The sequence below is a fragment of the Pseudomonas sp. 43mfcvi1.1 genome (genome assembly GCF_900115935.1).
GTDB lineage: Bacteria > Pseudomonadota > Gammaproteobacteria > Pseudomonadales > Pseudomonadaceae > Aquipseudomonas > Aquipseudomonas bijieensis.
Genome location: NZ_UETT01000007.1, coordinates 57,947 through 70,548, shown reverse-complemented (window position 1 = coordinate 70,548; position 12,602 = coordinate 57,947). Strand labels below are relative to the sequence as shown.

Below are 12,602 nucleotides of genomic sequence, written 5' to 3'. Positions count from 1 at the left end.
ACGGCTTATGCTGTCTCGATGGGTTCATTTGACGCCGGCGAGGTATCCCGGATGTGTCATCGATGCGCTTAAAAGAAACAGTCCGTATCTGTACGTGCGGTGGATACACAGAGATACATTGACTGATGGGGATCACCTGCCCACAACGGCTTAACCCACGAGTATCTGCGACGTAGTCATCGCCAAAATCGGAAAACTCACATCCGTATCATCCTTGCCAACTGATATCATTACGCCTTCACTCATGTAGCCGATATCTAACAAGGATTTTCATGTCCACCGATAAAAACCAGTTTGACGACTGGCTGAAGAAAAATCTCGTTCGTGACCTCGTATTCCGGGCGTTGGTCTGGTTGATCATTTCGGGAATCGCGACCTATTTTGCGATCCATACGCTAAATATTCAGCCGTTGGATTACCTGGACAGAATGGGTAAATCCCTGGGCCGGTTGGTGAACAGCGTGGGCAGTGCGTCGATCTTGCTCTGCGTGCCGGCACTTATGTTCAAGGATCTGGAGGCCAGCATAAAAAATCCCACGCTTAAGGCCTTCATGGGGCGAGGCTTTGCAGGCGTAATCCGCCGACTGGCGGGCGATCTTTCATTGTGGACATTGGGCGCCGTAATAACCTTGTCGTCTTCCTTCCTCATGGTCGCCACGATCGTGGAGGTCAAGCGCTCCGATTACCTTCCGTTGGGGTTATTCTCGATAACTGCCCTCATGATGATTACCGGGGTGGGAGCTATCAACTTTTTCGTCAGGCGCAGTGCACCTACACCGTTGACGACACTCACGAACAATCCGATCTTGATTTCCCTCGTCTATGGGCTTGCCACAGCTCTGCTCGCTTTTATCGTGCTGAAGCAACTCCAATTCATATAGTCCCTCATAATCAGGGATGTCTTCGCGCGCTGAACTCACACGCAGCGCGCACATTTAGATGCATCAACGCAAAACATCTGAAATTTTTCATGACGCTTTTCCATCCATACCTGGATTTATAAGCTTTTCAGACCGCCCCGCCCTTCCTGTGAAACGCCTCCCCCAACAGCGCCAACCGCTGCACCATTGGCGGCAGGCTTTGACTGCTTCGGGTCAGGATGCCAATGTTGTCGGCGTTGCGCTCAGCCACGGTCTGCACGCTTTGCAAGCGCTCATTGATACCCATCGACGCCTTGGATTGTTCCTGGGTGGTGCTGGCGATGAGGTCGTTGAAGTGGTTGATCACGGCAATGTCTTCCACCACGGCGTGCAGCAATTGCGAGGCCAATTGGCTGGCGGACACGCAGCGCTCCACCCCGTCGCGGCTGTCTTGCATGGCGACAGCGGCCTGGCGGCTGCCCTGCTGTAGCTTGGCAATGATCTGCTGGATCTCCGTGGTGGATGTCGAGGTCTTTTGGGACAGGGTCCGGACTTCGTCGGCCACCACCGCGAAACCACGGCCCTGCTCGCCGGCCCGAGCGGCCTCGATGGCGGCGTTGAGGGCAAGCAGGTTGGTTTGTTCGGCGATTCCATTGATTACATCGAGCACCTGGCCGATCTGCTGTGCCTGTTCAGCCAGGACTTGCACGGTTTCGTTGGTCAGGTTGATGCGACCGGCCAGCTCGACGATCTCTTCTCGGGTCTGATCAACCGTGCTGCGCCCGCGATTGACCTGCTCGTTGGCCTGGCCGGCGCGCTGCAAGGTCTGGTCGACATGGCCGGCAATGTTCTCCATGGCCTGGACCAGATGGCTGATCGCACTGCTCATCTGTGCCACTTCATCGAGCTGGTGGCGGGCGCCGGTTTCCAGGGTCTGGCCGACCTGGGACAGGTCCTGGCCTAGGTCCGAGAGGTTTCGGGTGTCGCGTACTACGCCGTCCACCAGTTGGGTAACCTGCTGGAGGAAATGATCGAAACGCTCGCTCGAAGAGACCTTGACGCCCTCGCTGTGCTGCCTGCCAGCGTCGTTGCTCAATTGCGCATCCGCCACCAGAACCTTGTCGAGCACATCCTGGTTTTCCGTGGCGTCGGCCAGGCTCTGGTTCGCCAGGTAAATCAGGATCACACTTTCCACCACCACGTAGAACGCGTGGAGAAAGATCATCGACCAGCCAGCGTGGGTATCCATCACGAACACCGGATAACCCTGGTGTTGGAGCCAGTGAAAACCGAGGTGATGAACCGCAATGGTGGCAGCGGCAACGACAATCGGCAGCCAGTCACGGTAGAACGTCAACACGGCCAGCAGCACGAAGATCCCGAAGTGGAATTCGATCACGCCCCGGGTCTGGTTGATGTGCAATGCCGCCATGACCATCAACGCCACCGCGATAATGCAACGCATGGCCCGAGTGCCCGCCAGGACACGGTAAAGCGCGGTGCTCGCCACGCAGGTAGTCGCCCCGACCAGCAGCGCCTGGGTAAACGTCGAGTGCAGGTATGCCAGGCTTAGGGAATACAACAACGTGAGCCAAAGCAGCCCCAACATGATGCGATCGGCTTTACGGTGGTGATCGTTAAAGCGCACGGGCGATGTCATGGGGTCGTCCTTTTCAAAGACTCGGAGGGTCCGTTACCAATGCCGTTCACGTCTTGGCGGCGTTTCGAGATGGAACTTTAACTGATTACCATTAATTAGTGGCACTACGCCACCAAGCTTTTCTCATGGGTCTTTGCTTTATGATGTTCGCCATCCCATGACTGACTGATGGAACCCCCATGACTTTCGATTTCGACACGGTATTGGAGCGCCACGGCACCGGTAGCACCAAATGGAGCCGCTACCCGGCCGATGTGTTGCCAATGTGGGTCGCCGATATGGACTTCCCTGCCCCACCGGTGATCATCGACGCGCTGCACAAGCGCCTTGAACATCCGATGCTGGGCTACAGCGTGGCCCAGGACAATCTGCGTGCCGCCGTCGTGGCTGACCTGTGGAGCAAGTACGCGTGGCGCGTCGAGCCCCAGCAGATCGTGTTCCTGCCGGGTGTCGAACCGGGTTTCAACATGGCGCTGCATGCCTTGGTAGAACCCCAGCAGAATGTCGTGGTGCAGGTGCCCAACTATCCACCGCTGCGCAACGCCCCGGGTCACTGGCAGTTGAACAAAGTGGAATTGCCATTCAACCCGGTCAACGGTGAATTCCAGACGCCATTGGCCGCGTTGCGCGAAGCGTTGCAAGGCGGCGGCGCCCTGTTGCTGAGCAACCCTCACAACCCGCTGGGCAAGGTGTTTGACCGCGAAGAGCTCAAGGCCGTGGCGGACATTTGTCTGGAGCAGGACGCCTGGATCATCTCCGACGAAATCCATGCCGAGCTGTGTTTCGACGGCCGCGTGCATATTCCCACCGCGTCCCTCAGTGCGGAAATTGCCGAGCGCACCATCACCCTGATGTCCGCCAGCAAGGCCTTCAACATCGCCGGGCTGAAAACCTCGTTCGCCATTATCCAGGACGCCAAGGTGCGCGAACGGGTCAACAGTGCCCGGGCCGGCATGGTCGACAGCGTCAATGCCCTGGGCCTCGAAGCGACCCGTGCGGCCTATAGCGAAGCCGGCCCATGGCTCGAAGCCTTGAAAACGTATCTGCAAGCCAACCGTGATTACCTGGTCGAGGCGGTGCACACTCGCCTGCCGGGCGTCACCATGACCGTGCCCCAGGGCACTTACCTGGCCTGGCTGGATTGCTCCGGGTTGGGGCTGGATGACCCGCATGGATTCTTCCTCAAAGAAGCCAAGGTCGGGCTGAGCGCCGGGCTGGATTTTGGCGACGATGCCGGTCAGTTCGTGCGCTTGAACTTCGGCTGCCCGCGGGCGTTGCTGGAAGAAGGCATCGCGCGGATGGAGCGCAGCCTGAAGGCCAGGGGCTGATCCGCCCTGTGGCGAGGGGATTTATCCCCGCTGGGATGCGAAGCGGCCCTAAAAACAGATCACTCGTTGTATCAGATTAACTTCGTGTGCTGTTTATTGGGGCTGCTTCGCAGCCCAACGGGGATAAATCCCCTCGCCACAATAGTCATCTGCCATGATCGCTTTATTCATGCATATCCGGCGCATGGACAAAGCACAGCTTGTTCCCTTCCGGATCGCGGCAATACGCCCCGAAATAGCCTTCGCAATACTGCGGCCTCGGGCCGGGTGGGCCTTCGTCGAAGCCGCCCATGGCAAGCGCCTGCTCCCACGCGGCGCGAACGGTTTGTGGGGAGTCGGCGGCGAAGCTCACTTGCATGCCATTGCCCCAGGTGGCGGGCAGACCGTTGAAAGGCAATTGGACGAAAACCTGCGGCCAATGCTTGCCGGGCCGCTGCCAACCCTCCCCCGGCGGGCCCGAGTCGTTTTCGCCCTCGATGCGTTCCAGCCCCAGGCAGCCGAGGACTGCGTCGTAAAAAGCGACCATTTTCGGCAGATCGCGCGCACCGATCTGTATGTGGCTGAACATTGCCTTGCTCCTTATCGAAACCGTACCGACATTGGAGAATACAGCATCGTCCGATGTTCGCCGGTGTCCGCTACTCAACGACGAAACGCCCGTCATCACGCTCATCGACTGGCAAGAAAATCCGACCGAACTCTGCCCGAAACCCCATAGTCCACCCTCCATTGCAACCAGCCTGGAGAATGACAATGGTCGACTACCCTTTCCCGCCTTTCCCGAAACAAAGCCAGCCGGTGCCCGGCAGCCAGCGGAAAATGGAACCCTACCCGGACTGCGGCGAACAGAGCTACACCGGCTCCGCAAGACTGGCGAACAAAATCGCCCTGATCACTGGCGCCGACAGCGGCATCGGTCGCGCCGTGGCCATTGCCTTCGCCCGTGAAGGCGCGGATGTGGCGATTGCCTACCTGGACGAGCATGAAGACGCCAAGGAAACCGCGCGCTGGGTCGAGCAGGTCGGGCGTCAATGCCTATTGCTGCCGGGTGACCTGGCCAACAAAGACCAGTGCCGCAAAATCGTCGATGAAACCGTCGCCCGCTTCGGGCGCATCGACGTCCTGGTCAACAATGCAGCCTTTCAAATGACTCATGAAAGCCTCGAGGAAATATCCGACGAAGAATGGGTGCGCACCTTCGATATCAACATCACGGCGATGTTCAGGATCTGCCAGGCCGCTTTGCCACACATGAAGCCCGGCAGCTCGATCATCAACACCAGCTCGGTCAACTCCGACATGCCCAAGCCGACGCTGCTGGCCTATGCCACCACCAAGGGCGCCATTGCCAACTTCACCGGCGGCCTGGCGCAAATGCTCGGCCCCAAAGGCATTCGCGTGAACAGCGTGGCGCCAGGGCCGATCTGGACGCCATTGATCGTGGCGACCATGCCTGAGGAGGAGGTTCAGAATTTCGGTTCTCAAACGCCGCTTGGCCGCCCGGGCCAACCGGTTGAAGTGGCGCCGATCTATGTGCTGCTGGCCTCGGACGAAGCCAGCTACATCTCCGGAGCCCGCTATGGGATTACCGGGGGCAAGCCGATCCTTTGATCGAGGAAACCGAGGCAGATTTTGTGACGAGGGGATAAATCCCCTCGCCACAGTCAACTTCGGGGCTACTCCTTGGCAATCACCGAAATCTTCCCATTGCGCTCGATGATCGCAAACTTGATCTGCTCCAGCGTTTCGATGCCCTGGCTCGAACGTGCGGCCTCCATGATGTCCTCTTCCACTAATCGGGCATGGCGCATGCGGCCCTGGAGTATCCGACCGTTCTCGACAATGATCGTCGGACCGCCGTCGATCAATCGTGAAACACGTTTGGAACGCTGCTTGAGCAACGACAACCCGACGTCGATGGCAATCAAGGTGACGATCACCATCAGCGCGTTGGTCAACGAAAAATCGTCTCCCAGCAGCGCCTGTTGGGTGGCCTCGCCGATGATCATCAACAATACGAAGTCGAAAGTGGTGAGGTCCGCCAGGGAGCGACGCCCGGCGATCTTGAACAACACCAGCAACGCCATATATATCGCGGCGGCCCGCAGTACGGAGTCCATAGGTCACCTAAGGGAAAATGAATTGATCGAAACCGAGCGAGGTGCCACCGGGCATGGAGAGGCGGCCGTGATAAATCCCCAGACCCTGACCGAGCAATGAGAGATACAGGCTGGCCTGCCCTTGGGCATCCGCCTGGACCCAAAGCCGCATGCCTTGACCGGCACTTGCAGAGCGCATAGGCAGAGGTTGCAACGTTTGCACCTCAAAACCTTGCAGCCATGCGCCGCCCAATTCAACTTCCAGCACTGCGTTGGGTTGGCCCTTCATATGAATGATCATCGGATTGCTGGAGCCGTTGCGATGGAACATCTCGTACTCGACACCGAGACTGCCATCGCCGCTTCGTAGATCGCGCGAACTCAAGGGGCCGCGGGAGAACAAGCCCAGTAGCGTCATGATCACCAGCGCCACCAGGACATACCAGCCCACCCGTTCGAAACGCCAAACCTTGAGTTGGTAATCCATATCCTCTCGCACTGGATACACGCGGCTGTGAAAGTCCTCTGGTTCAATGTGCCGGGGCATGGTGACTCCTTATTTATCTGCGTTCACCGGCCAAAGCCCGTTGGTGGAAGTGCCGCAGTTGAAGAAGCGCGTGTTCAGCAGCCCATAACTGCACCTGGCCGCGACTGCCAAAGAAGCGTTCCTGGCGACTGAACAGTGCGCGTTGGCCGTTCACATCGAACGCCCAGGCAAAGCACACCGTACCGGCGGGGATACCATCCATGTCGTCTGGCCCGAGAATGCCGGTGGTGGCCACCGCCGCATTGGCGTTAGCCTCGTGCAAGGCGCCGAGGACCATTTCTTCGGCCACTTCGCGGCTGGTGAGATTGAACATCTCGATGGTTCGCGGGCTGACCCCAAGCAGCCGTTGCTTGGCTTCCGGGGAGTACACCACGTAGCCGCTTTCGATCAGCGAACCGCAGCCCGGCACCTCGGCCAGTAACGTGACGATCTGGCCAGCGGTGCAGGATTCGGCGGTGGTCAGCCGCAGTTCATGTTCACGCAGGTACTCACAAATGAAGTGGGCAACGGTCATGGCAAGCAGTCCTTTCAGGGGGCTGATGGGTTGACCCTTGTCGCTGTTATTCATTCCCTTTATCGCGCCGTGGACCGCATACGGTAAATAAATGAAACCGTGCCCCGATCCTGAACCTCAAATCCATAGGAGCCTCATGCAGAGGCCGTCTTGATCAGGAGGTCGTCATGTCTGCACCTTTCGTCAAACTGTTCACCCATCCCGAGTTCGCCTGGGCGGACATCCGCGAACAAGAGCAGGCTCATCCGCGCCATTATCTGGGCCATTTGCTGTTGCTGGCCTTGATTCCTGCGGTGTGCCTGTTCATCGGTACCACCTGGACTGGCTGGAGCCTGGCCGAGAACGAAACCGTACGGCTCAGCAGCGCCAGCGCACTGCAATTGTGCGTGCTGCTGTACCTGACCATCGTCGCTGGCGTAGCCCTCATGGGTTTGTTCATTCGCTGGATGTCACGCACTTTCGACGCGCGTCCAACGATCAACCAGTGCATTGGTTTCGCGGCCTATACCGCCACGCCTTACTTTCTGGCCGGAATCTTCGGGCTCTATCCCAGCCGGTGGCTGGCGGTCGCCGCATTGGGCCTGGCCTCGGCGTATTCGACGTTCTTGCTGTTTGTCGGGCTGCCCAAGTTCATGAGCCTCAAGAAGGAACAAGGCCTGCTGTACTCAGCCAGCGTCTGGGGCGTGGGATTGTTGGTGCTGGTGACCATCCTGGTGGAGATGATCCTGCTGTGGTTCAACGTGTTGCAGCCGGAATACCTGCGTTTTCCGGCGAGTTAAGCGCCGACTTTTGGCGAGGTTCACCTGTCACTGGGCCTACTTCTTGGGCTTTTTCATGCCAATCCGCCGACGCATGTCGGCGGTGATGCTTTGGCGGGTTTTCTTGAGTTCGGCCCAAGGCTCATGACTAACCTCCGCCAGACGCTCATGCACGTTGTGCACATTCCACAGATTCGCCCCCTTGAGCTCGGCCACCTCCTCGCGAAAGATCGGCACAGACACCGGTAACCATTCCCGGGTCCGCGCGGCGTAGGCGCAGATGGTGGTCGCGCCCAAACCATTGCGCAGGTAATCGATGAAGATCCGCCCTACCCGGTTTTTCGGTCCGGACACCGCCGAAAACCGGTCCGGCAACAACTTGGCCATGTGGCTGACAATCGCATGGCTGAAGTCCTTGACCTCGTCCCAACCCAATTTGCGCGTCAATGGCACCACCACATGAATGCCCTTGCCACCGCTGGTCTTGAGAAACGCCTTGAGCCCCAATTCATCGAGCACCGATAGCGTGAGCTGCGTCGCTTCGACCATGCTTTTCCAGGGCAGCGCCGGGTCCGGGTCAAGGTCGAGGACGAAGCGATCGGGCTTGTCCAGGTCAACGGAAGTCGCATTCCAGGTGTGCAGTTCGACCGTGCTCATCTGCACCGCGCCGATCAGCGCCTCGGCGTTGTTGATGATCATCACCGGCTGCCCGGTCAGCGCCTTGTCCAGGCTGGTGATGCCGGGAATCGCCAGGCGCTCGGCGTTTTTCTGGAAGAACAGCTCACCAGCGATACCTTCTGGCGCCCTGACCAAGGCCACCGGGCGATCCGCCAGTTCCGGCAGGATGAACTCGGCAACGCTGGCGTAGTATTCGGCCAGTTGCAACTTGGTGGTGCCACTGCTGGCATCAATGATTCGTTCCGGATGGGTGATGCGGACCTTGCCGTCCATGGCCGGTGTCTTGGCTTTTGCCTTGGACCCGCCCGTGCTTTTGCTCGGTGCCACGGCAGGCTCATCCTTGGCGCGGGTTTTCTTCGCTGCGGCGGTTTTTTTCACGGGTTTGGCAAGTTCCTGGGTGATGTCCCTGGCCGGCTTGTCGTTGCGCAAACCATGGAAGACCGCATGGCGCACCGAGCCTTCCTTGGTCATCTCGGCAAAGGCCACCTCGGCCAATAGCGTCGGTTCGAGCCAGTGCACGCCCTTGGCTTCGTAACCGGTGGGTGGGTTCACCACGGCGGCCTTTTTCGTCTCCAGCGGCAGCAATTGCTGGTAGATGCTGTTAAGGGTGGTTTCGTTGAACCCGGTGCCGACCTTGCCGGCGTAGCGCAACTGGCCGCTGTCGGCGTCATGCAGCCCCAGCAGCAAGGCTCCGAAGGCGCTGCGCGCGCCTTTGGGGTCGCTGAAGCCCACTACCACGAATTCCTGGCGATTCTTGCACTTGAGCTTGATCCAGTCGTTGCTGCGCCTGGACACATAGGCGCTGCCGACGCGCTTGCCGATCAGCCCTTCCATTTGCATCTGGCAGGCGCTGTTGAGCAGCGCCTCAGGGGTTTCCTCGAAGGCATCGGAAAACCGCAACAAGGGGCTTTTGTTGGGCTCCAGCACCGCGGCCAATGCGGCCCGGCGTTCTTGCACCGGTACTTTGCGCAAATCCATGCCGTTGAGGTAAGGCACGTCGAACAGGTAATAGGCGATCTTGCCGCTGCTGCCGACCTCGAAGGCGTTCTGCAAGGCCTGGAAGTCCGGAACGCCCTGGTCGTTGGCAACCACCATTTCACCGTCGAGCCAGGCCGATTCCAACCCCAACGCGGCCAAGGCTTCGGCCTGTTTTGGCAGTTTGTGAGTCCAATCATGGCCATTGCGGGTGAGCAGCCTGACGTCGCCGCTTTCGATCCGCGCCATGACCCGGTAACCGTCGAACTTGATTTCGTAGAGCCATTCGCCGTCGGGCGCACTTTCCACCAGCGTCGCCAGTTCCGGCTTGAGGGTTTCCGGCAGCGGCCCGGCGACCGCGCCGCTGAGGGTGGTTTTCGAAGAACGTTTCGGCGATTTCGGCTGAGCGGCCTTTTCCGGTTGTTTCACCGCTTTGGTTGCAGCGGCCTTGCCCCGGCGCTTGGGCACGAGGGTGCGATCGCTGAGCACACTGTCCGGCTCGGCCTGGACCACGTCATATTCGCTTTCAGGGCGAGCCGCATGGTCCTGATGCTTGATCAGGAACCACTGTTCCTGTTTACCGGGCATGTGCGTGCGCACCAGGTTCCACAGGCCGCTGAGCTTTTCGCCTTGCAACTCGAACTTGAGCCGGCCTTTTTCATAGGCCTCATGGGGGTCGCCCTGGGGAATCCAGACGCCCCGGTCCCAGACGATGACGTCACCGGCGCCGTAATGGCCTTCGGGGATGCTGCCCTCAAACGTCGCGTAATCCAGCGGATGGTCTTCGACATGCACCGCCAGGCGCTTGGCTTTCGGGTCCAGGGAAGGTCCCTTGGGCACTGCCCAACTCTTGAGCGCGCCGTCCAGCTCCAGGCGGAAGTCATAATGCAAGCGCGAGGCGTCGTGCTTTTGAATGCAGAACTGCAACGCGTGGGCGGTTTTCGCCGATTTTCGTGAACGCTTCGCCGCCGGCTCCGGGGTGGCGGCGAAATCACGCATGCGGTTGTAGTCATCCAGGGTCTTGCTGCTCATGGACCACCTGCCACCTGTTGCAGCGCTGGAGAGGCGGCCGGCATGCCGGCGGTTTCCGCGAGCAGTTGATCAACCACGCGGTTCAAGGCCTGTTCGACAGAATCGCCCAGCAGCAGCCCCTGTTCGAAGACGACGATTTGCCGGTCGGCGCTGGTGCCTTCCTGCACCATGCGCCGTGCCTGCTTGAACACCTCCTGGACGCCCAGCTCGGCCGCGGTCTCCCCGAAGGTCTGCTCCGCCAGGGTCAGCCATTCACCGATCAGCATCGGCTGTTCCTGCCCCTCGACGATAAATTCCGCGAGAATCCCGTGGCGTTTGGCCCGCCAGCGGTTTTGCTTGAGGATCCACTGGGACATCTGGCTGTAGCGAGCGCCGGGCCGAGGTTGTGCCACGGCGTGGGCTACCATCAGGCGAAACAACGAGACGAGGCAAAGGACGTCTTCGACCCGCGGACAAGCATCGCAAATACGCATCTCCAGCGTGGGGTAACGTGAGGACGGTCGTATCACCCACCAGCAATCGCTGGGCTGGTGAATGGAACCAGTGCGCATGAGCATGTCGACGTAGCCGGCGAAGGCCGACTCGTCTTCGAAGTATTCCGGCACGCCCATGCGTGGCCATTCATCGCAGGCCACTTGTCGGTAGCTGCTAAATCCACTGTAGCCACCGTTCCAGAACGGCGATGAAGCGCTCAGGGCCAGGAACATCGGCAACCAGGGCAGGATCTCATTCATGACCCGCACCCGATCCTGCGTGGCCGGGACTTCCACATGGACATGCAAGCCCGACAGCACGCTGCGCCGCGCTACCCGCTGGTAATCATCGAACAGTTGCTGGAAATGCAGCTCGTCGGTGGGTTGCAGCACCTGGGCCGCCCTCGGGTGTGAACCGGCGCTGAGCAGGCCCAGGCCATACGGTGCCAGTCGCTGGTTCAGGCCCGTACGTACCTGGCTCAGGTAGTCGGCGGCCTCGGCCAGGCTGCGAAAGATGGGCGAGGCCATCTCGACCTGGCACTGGAACATTTCATGGGCGAAATGCTTGCCCAATTCGGCCTGGCACGCCGCAACCGCTTGCGCGGGTGGCTCGCCTGGCATGCAACGGGTTTGCAGATCGGTAATGAAATACTCCTCTTCAATGCCGAATTTCATGCGCCTGTTCATCGATAGTCCCTCCGATAACCCCGCCTATACCTGCTCCGATGCGGGTTACAACCAACGCCACCACGGCGATCCTTTCCACGTCCTGATAACCCGGCGTCAGCAATTCCTCACCGAACACGTCCGGGTCCAATTCCTTGTAGGTCCAGCCGAAGTCCGCTGAGTCACGCCACTGGCCCAGGGCCTCCAGGAACGGGTCGCGTCCATCTATCATCGCCACACCGGTGTAGAGCACCAGCGAGCCACCAGGCGTGAGCCGGGGCAAGGCCTGGTCGACGATGCGCAACGACAGCCCGGCACCCAGTACGCCGCCGCCATGGCGATAAGCGCGCTCGGATGGATCGGCCATGTACGGCGGGTTGGCGACGATCAGGTCGAAGTTGCCTGGCACGTCCTGCAGTACGTCGCTGCGGGCGACTTCGACATTGGCCACCTCGGCCAGCGCCGCATTCACGGCGCTCAGGCGCAGGGCTTGCGGATTGATGTCCACCGCCAGCACCTGAGCTTCACGCCGGGCGCGAGCGATCACGATCGCGCCAACGCCGGCGCCACAACCGATATCCACGGCACGATGCACCGCCGTGAAATTCTGTTGCAGATGAGTATGGATCAGTTGGGCGAAGCGGTAGCTGTCAGGGCCGAAAAACACCGCGTCGGTGGCCTGTGTCGGGAACTGCGAATGAGCGAACAGCAAGCCATCCAGGCTCGACCAGCGCACCCGGCTACGCAGCAAGCCGTCACGCTCCTCCAGCACCTGGGCGTCTTGCAATTGCCGCTGTTCATCGGCACTGATCAGCCCCGGCGCAAACGGTCGTGACCAGCCGAACACGTCCCGCAAAGTCTTGGAACGCTCGTTGCCGGGACGCTGGTTGACCCGTTCGTGGGTCAACGGGGTCGGGGTGATAAAGCGGTAGCCGTCGGCTTGCAGGCGTCGGCCCAATTGCAGCAGCGCAAGGTCCTGTTCGGACAAGCGTTCTTCTTCATTCATGCAGGG

The 12,602-nt window shown here is 59.9% G+C and carries 12 protein-coding genes; 4 read left to right on the top strand and 8 right to left on the bottom strand.

Going from position 1 to position 12,602, the window contains the following annotated elements:
• Window positions 1–272 precede the first annotated feature (272 nt).
• Window positions 273–881 (top strand): hypothetical protein, encoded by a 609-nt coding sequence (locus tag DTP52_RS15140; RefSeq protein ID WP_109754071.1) that lies wholly within the window; start codon window positions 273–275, stop codon window positions 879–881.
• A gap of 127 nt (window positions 882–1,008) precedes the next feature.
• On the opposite strand, the gene DTP52_RS31640 is transcribed toward DTP52_RS15140, so the two are convergent.
• Window positions 1,009–1,716: a methyl-accepting chemotaxis protein gene (locus tag DTP52_RS31640; protein ID WP_371925593.1), complete on the bottom strand. Its 708-nt coding sequence runs from the start codon at window positions 1,714–1,716 to the stop codon at window positions 1,009–1,011.
• Between the two features lie 983 nt (window positions 1,717–2,699).
• Here DTP52_RS31640 and DTP52_RS15130 point away from each other — a divergent pair.
• On the top strand, window positions 2,700–3,848 hold the full coding sequence (locus DTP52_RS15130; protein WP_109754069.1) for a MalY/PatB family protein: 1,149 nt from the start codon (window positions 2,700–2,702) through the stop codon (window positions 3,846–3,848).
• 163 nt (window positions 3,849–4,011) lie between these two features.
• Here the strand turns inward: DTP52_RS15130 and DTP52_RS15125 are convergent, their stop codons facing one another.
• The gene (locus DTP52_RS15125) at window positions 4,012–4,416 is read right to left on the bottom strand and encodes a VOC family protein (RefSeq protein WP_109754068.1); all 405 of its coding nucleotides are present in this window, start codon (window positions 4,414–4,416) and stop codon (window positions 4,012–4,014) included.
• Between the two features lie 185 nt (window positions 4,417–4,601).
• Between DTP52_RS15125 and DTP52_RS15120 the strand changes: the two genes are divergently transcribed.
• Window positions 4,602–5,459: an SDR family oxidoreductase gene (locus DTP52_RS15120; protein WP_109754067.1), complete on the top strand. Its 858-nt coding sequence runs from the start codon at window positions 4,602–4,604 to the stop codon at window positions 5,457–5,459.
• Window positions 5,460–5,524: 65 nt separating this feature from the next.
• Here DTP52_RS15120 and DTP52_RS15115 read toward each other — a convergent pair whose 3' ends face one another.
• From DTP52_RS15115 to DTP52_RS15105, 3 genes are read right to left on the bottom strand one after another with little or no spacing between them, the layout of a single operon-like run.
• Window positions 5,525–5,968, bottom strand: coding sequence for a DUF421 domain-containing protein (locus DTP52_RS15115; protein ID WP_109754066.1), 444 nt, complete (start codon window positions 5,966–5,968; stop codon window positions 5,525–5,527).
• Between the two features lie 7 nt (window positions 5,969–5,975).
• Window positions 5,976–6,494, bottom strand: coding sequence for a hypothetical protein (locus DTP52_RS15110; RefSeq protein ID WP_109754065.1), 519 nt, complete (start codon window positions 6,492–6,494; stop codon window positions 5,976–5,978).
• A gap of 13 nt (window positions 6,495–6,507) precedes the next feature.
• Entirely contained in the window at window positions 6,508–7,008 is a 501-nt protein-coding gene (locus DTP52_RS15105) for a CinA family protein (protein ID WP_109754273.1), read from the bottom strand.
• A gap of 167 nt (window positions 7,009–7,175) precedes the next feature.
• On the opposite strand from DTP52_RS15105, the gene DTP52_RS15100 reads away from it, so the two are divergent.
• Window positions 7,176–7,787: a Yip1 family protein gene (locus DTP52_RS15100; RefSeq protein WP_109754064.1), complete on the top strand. Its 612-nt coding sequence runs from the start codon at window positions 7,176–7,178 to the stop codon at window positions 7,785–7,787.
• 36 nt (window positions 7,788–7,823) lie between these two features.
• Here DTP52_RS15100 and ligD read toward each other — a convergent pair whose 3' ends face one another.
• From ligD to DTP52_RS15085, 3 genes are read right to left on the bottom strand one after another with little or no spacing between them, the layout of a single operon-like run.
• Window positions 7,824–10,451 carry a DNA ligase D gene (ligD, locus tag DTP52_RS15095; protein ID WP_109754063.1) on the bottom strand — a complete coding sequence of 876 codons (2,628 nt, stop codon included), beginning with the start codon at window positions 10,449–10,451 and terminating at the stop codon, window positions 7,824–7,826.
• Entirely contained in the window at window positions 10,448–11,611 is a 1,164-nt protein-coding gene (locus DTP52_RS15090; protein ID WP_109754062.1) for a carboxylate-amine ligase, read from the bottom strand. The genes ligD and DTP52_RS15090 overlap by 4 nt, the downstream gene beginning before the upstream one ends.
• A complete protein-coding gene (locus DTP52_RS15085; protein WP_109754061.1) occupies window positions 11,583–12,596 on the bottom strand; it encodes a class I SAM-dependent methyltransferase in 1,014 nt (337 codons plus the stop codon). The genes DTP52_RS15090 and DTP52_RS15085 overlap by 29 nt, the downstream gene beginning before the upstream one ends.
• Window positions 12,597–12,602 lie beyond the last annotated feature (6 nt).

What these genes read in the sequence shown, in the direction of transcription:
- DTP52_RS15100 (WP_109754064.1), top strand. Translation starts at nt 7,176, where the DNA reads ATGTCTGCACCTTTCGTCAAACTGTTCACCCATCCCGAGTTCGCCTGG.
- DTP52_RS15125 (WP_109754068.1), bottom strand. Translation starts at nt 4,416, where the DNA reads ATGTTCAGCCACATACAGATCGGTGCGCGCGATCTGCCGAAAATGGTC.
- ligD (WP_109754063.1), bottom strand. Translation starts at nt 10,451, where the DNA reads ATGAGCAGCAAGACCCTGGATGACTACAACCGCATGCGTGATTTCGCC.
- DTP52_RS15115 (WP_109754066.1), bottom strand. Translation starts at nt 5,968, where the DNA reads ATGGACTCCGTACTGCGGGCCGCCGCGATATATATGGCGTTGCTGGTG.
- DTP52_RS15130 (WP_109754069.1), top strand. Translation starts at nt 2,700, where the DNA reads ATGACTTTCGATTTCGACACGGTATTGGAGCGCCACGGCACCGGTAGC.
- DTP52_RS15120 (WP_109754067.1), top strand. Translation starts at nt 4,602, where the DNA reads ATGGTCGACTACCCTTTCCCGCCTTTCCCGAAACAAAGCCAGCCGGTG.
- DTP52_RS15140 (WP_109754071.1), top strand. Translation starts at nt 273, where the DNA reads ATGTCCACCGATAAAAACCAGTTTGACGACTGGCTGAAGAAAAATCTC.
- DTP52_RS15105 (WP_109754273.1), bottom strand. Translation starts at nt 7,008, where the DNA reads ATGACCGTTGCCCACTTCATTTGTGAGTACCTGCGTGAACATGAACTG.
- DTP52_RS15090 (WP_109754062.1), bottom strand. Translation starts at nt 11,611, where the DNA reads ATGAACAGGCGCATGAAATTCGGCATTGAAGAGGAGTATTTCATTACC.
- DTP52_RS15085 (WP_109754061.1), bottom strand. Translation starts at nt 12,596, where the DNA reads ATGAATGAAGAAGAACGCTTGTCCGAACAGGACCTTGCGCTGCTGCAA.
- DTP52_RS15110 (WP_109754065.1), bottom strand. Translation starts at nt 6,494, where the DNA reads ATGCCCCGGCACATTGAACCAGAGGACTTTCACAGCCGCGTGTATCCA.
- DTP52_RS31640 (WP_371925593.1), bottom strand. Translation starts at nt 1,716, where the DNA reads ATGGAGAACATTGCCGGCCATGTCGACCAGACCTTGCAGCGCGCCGGC.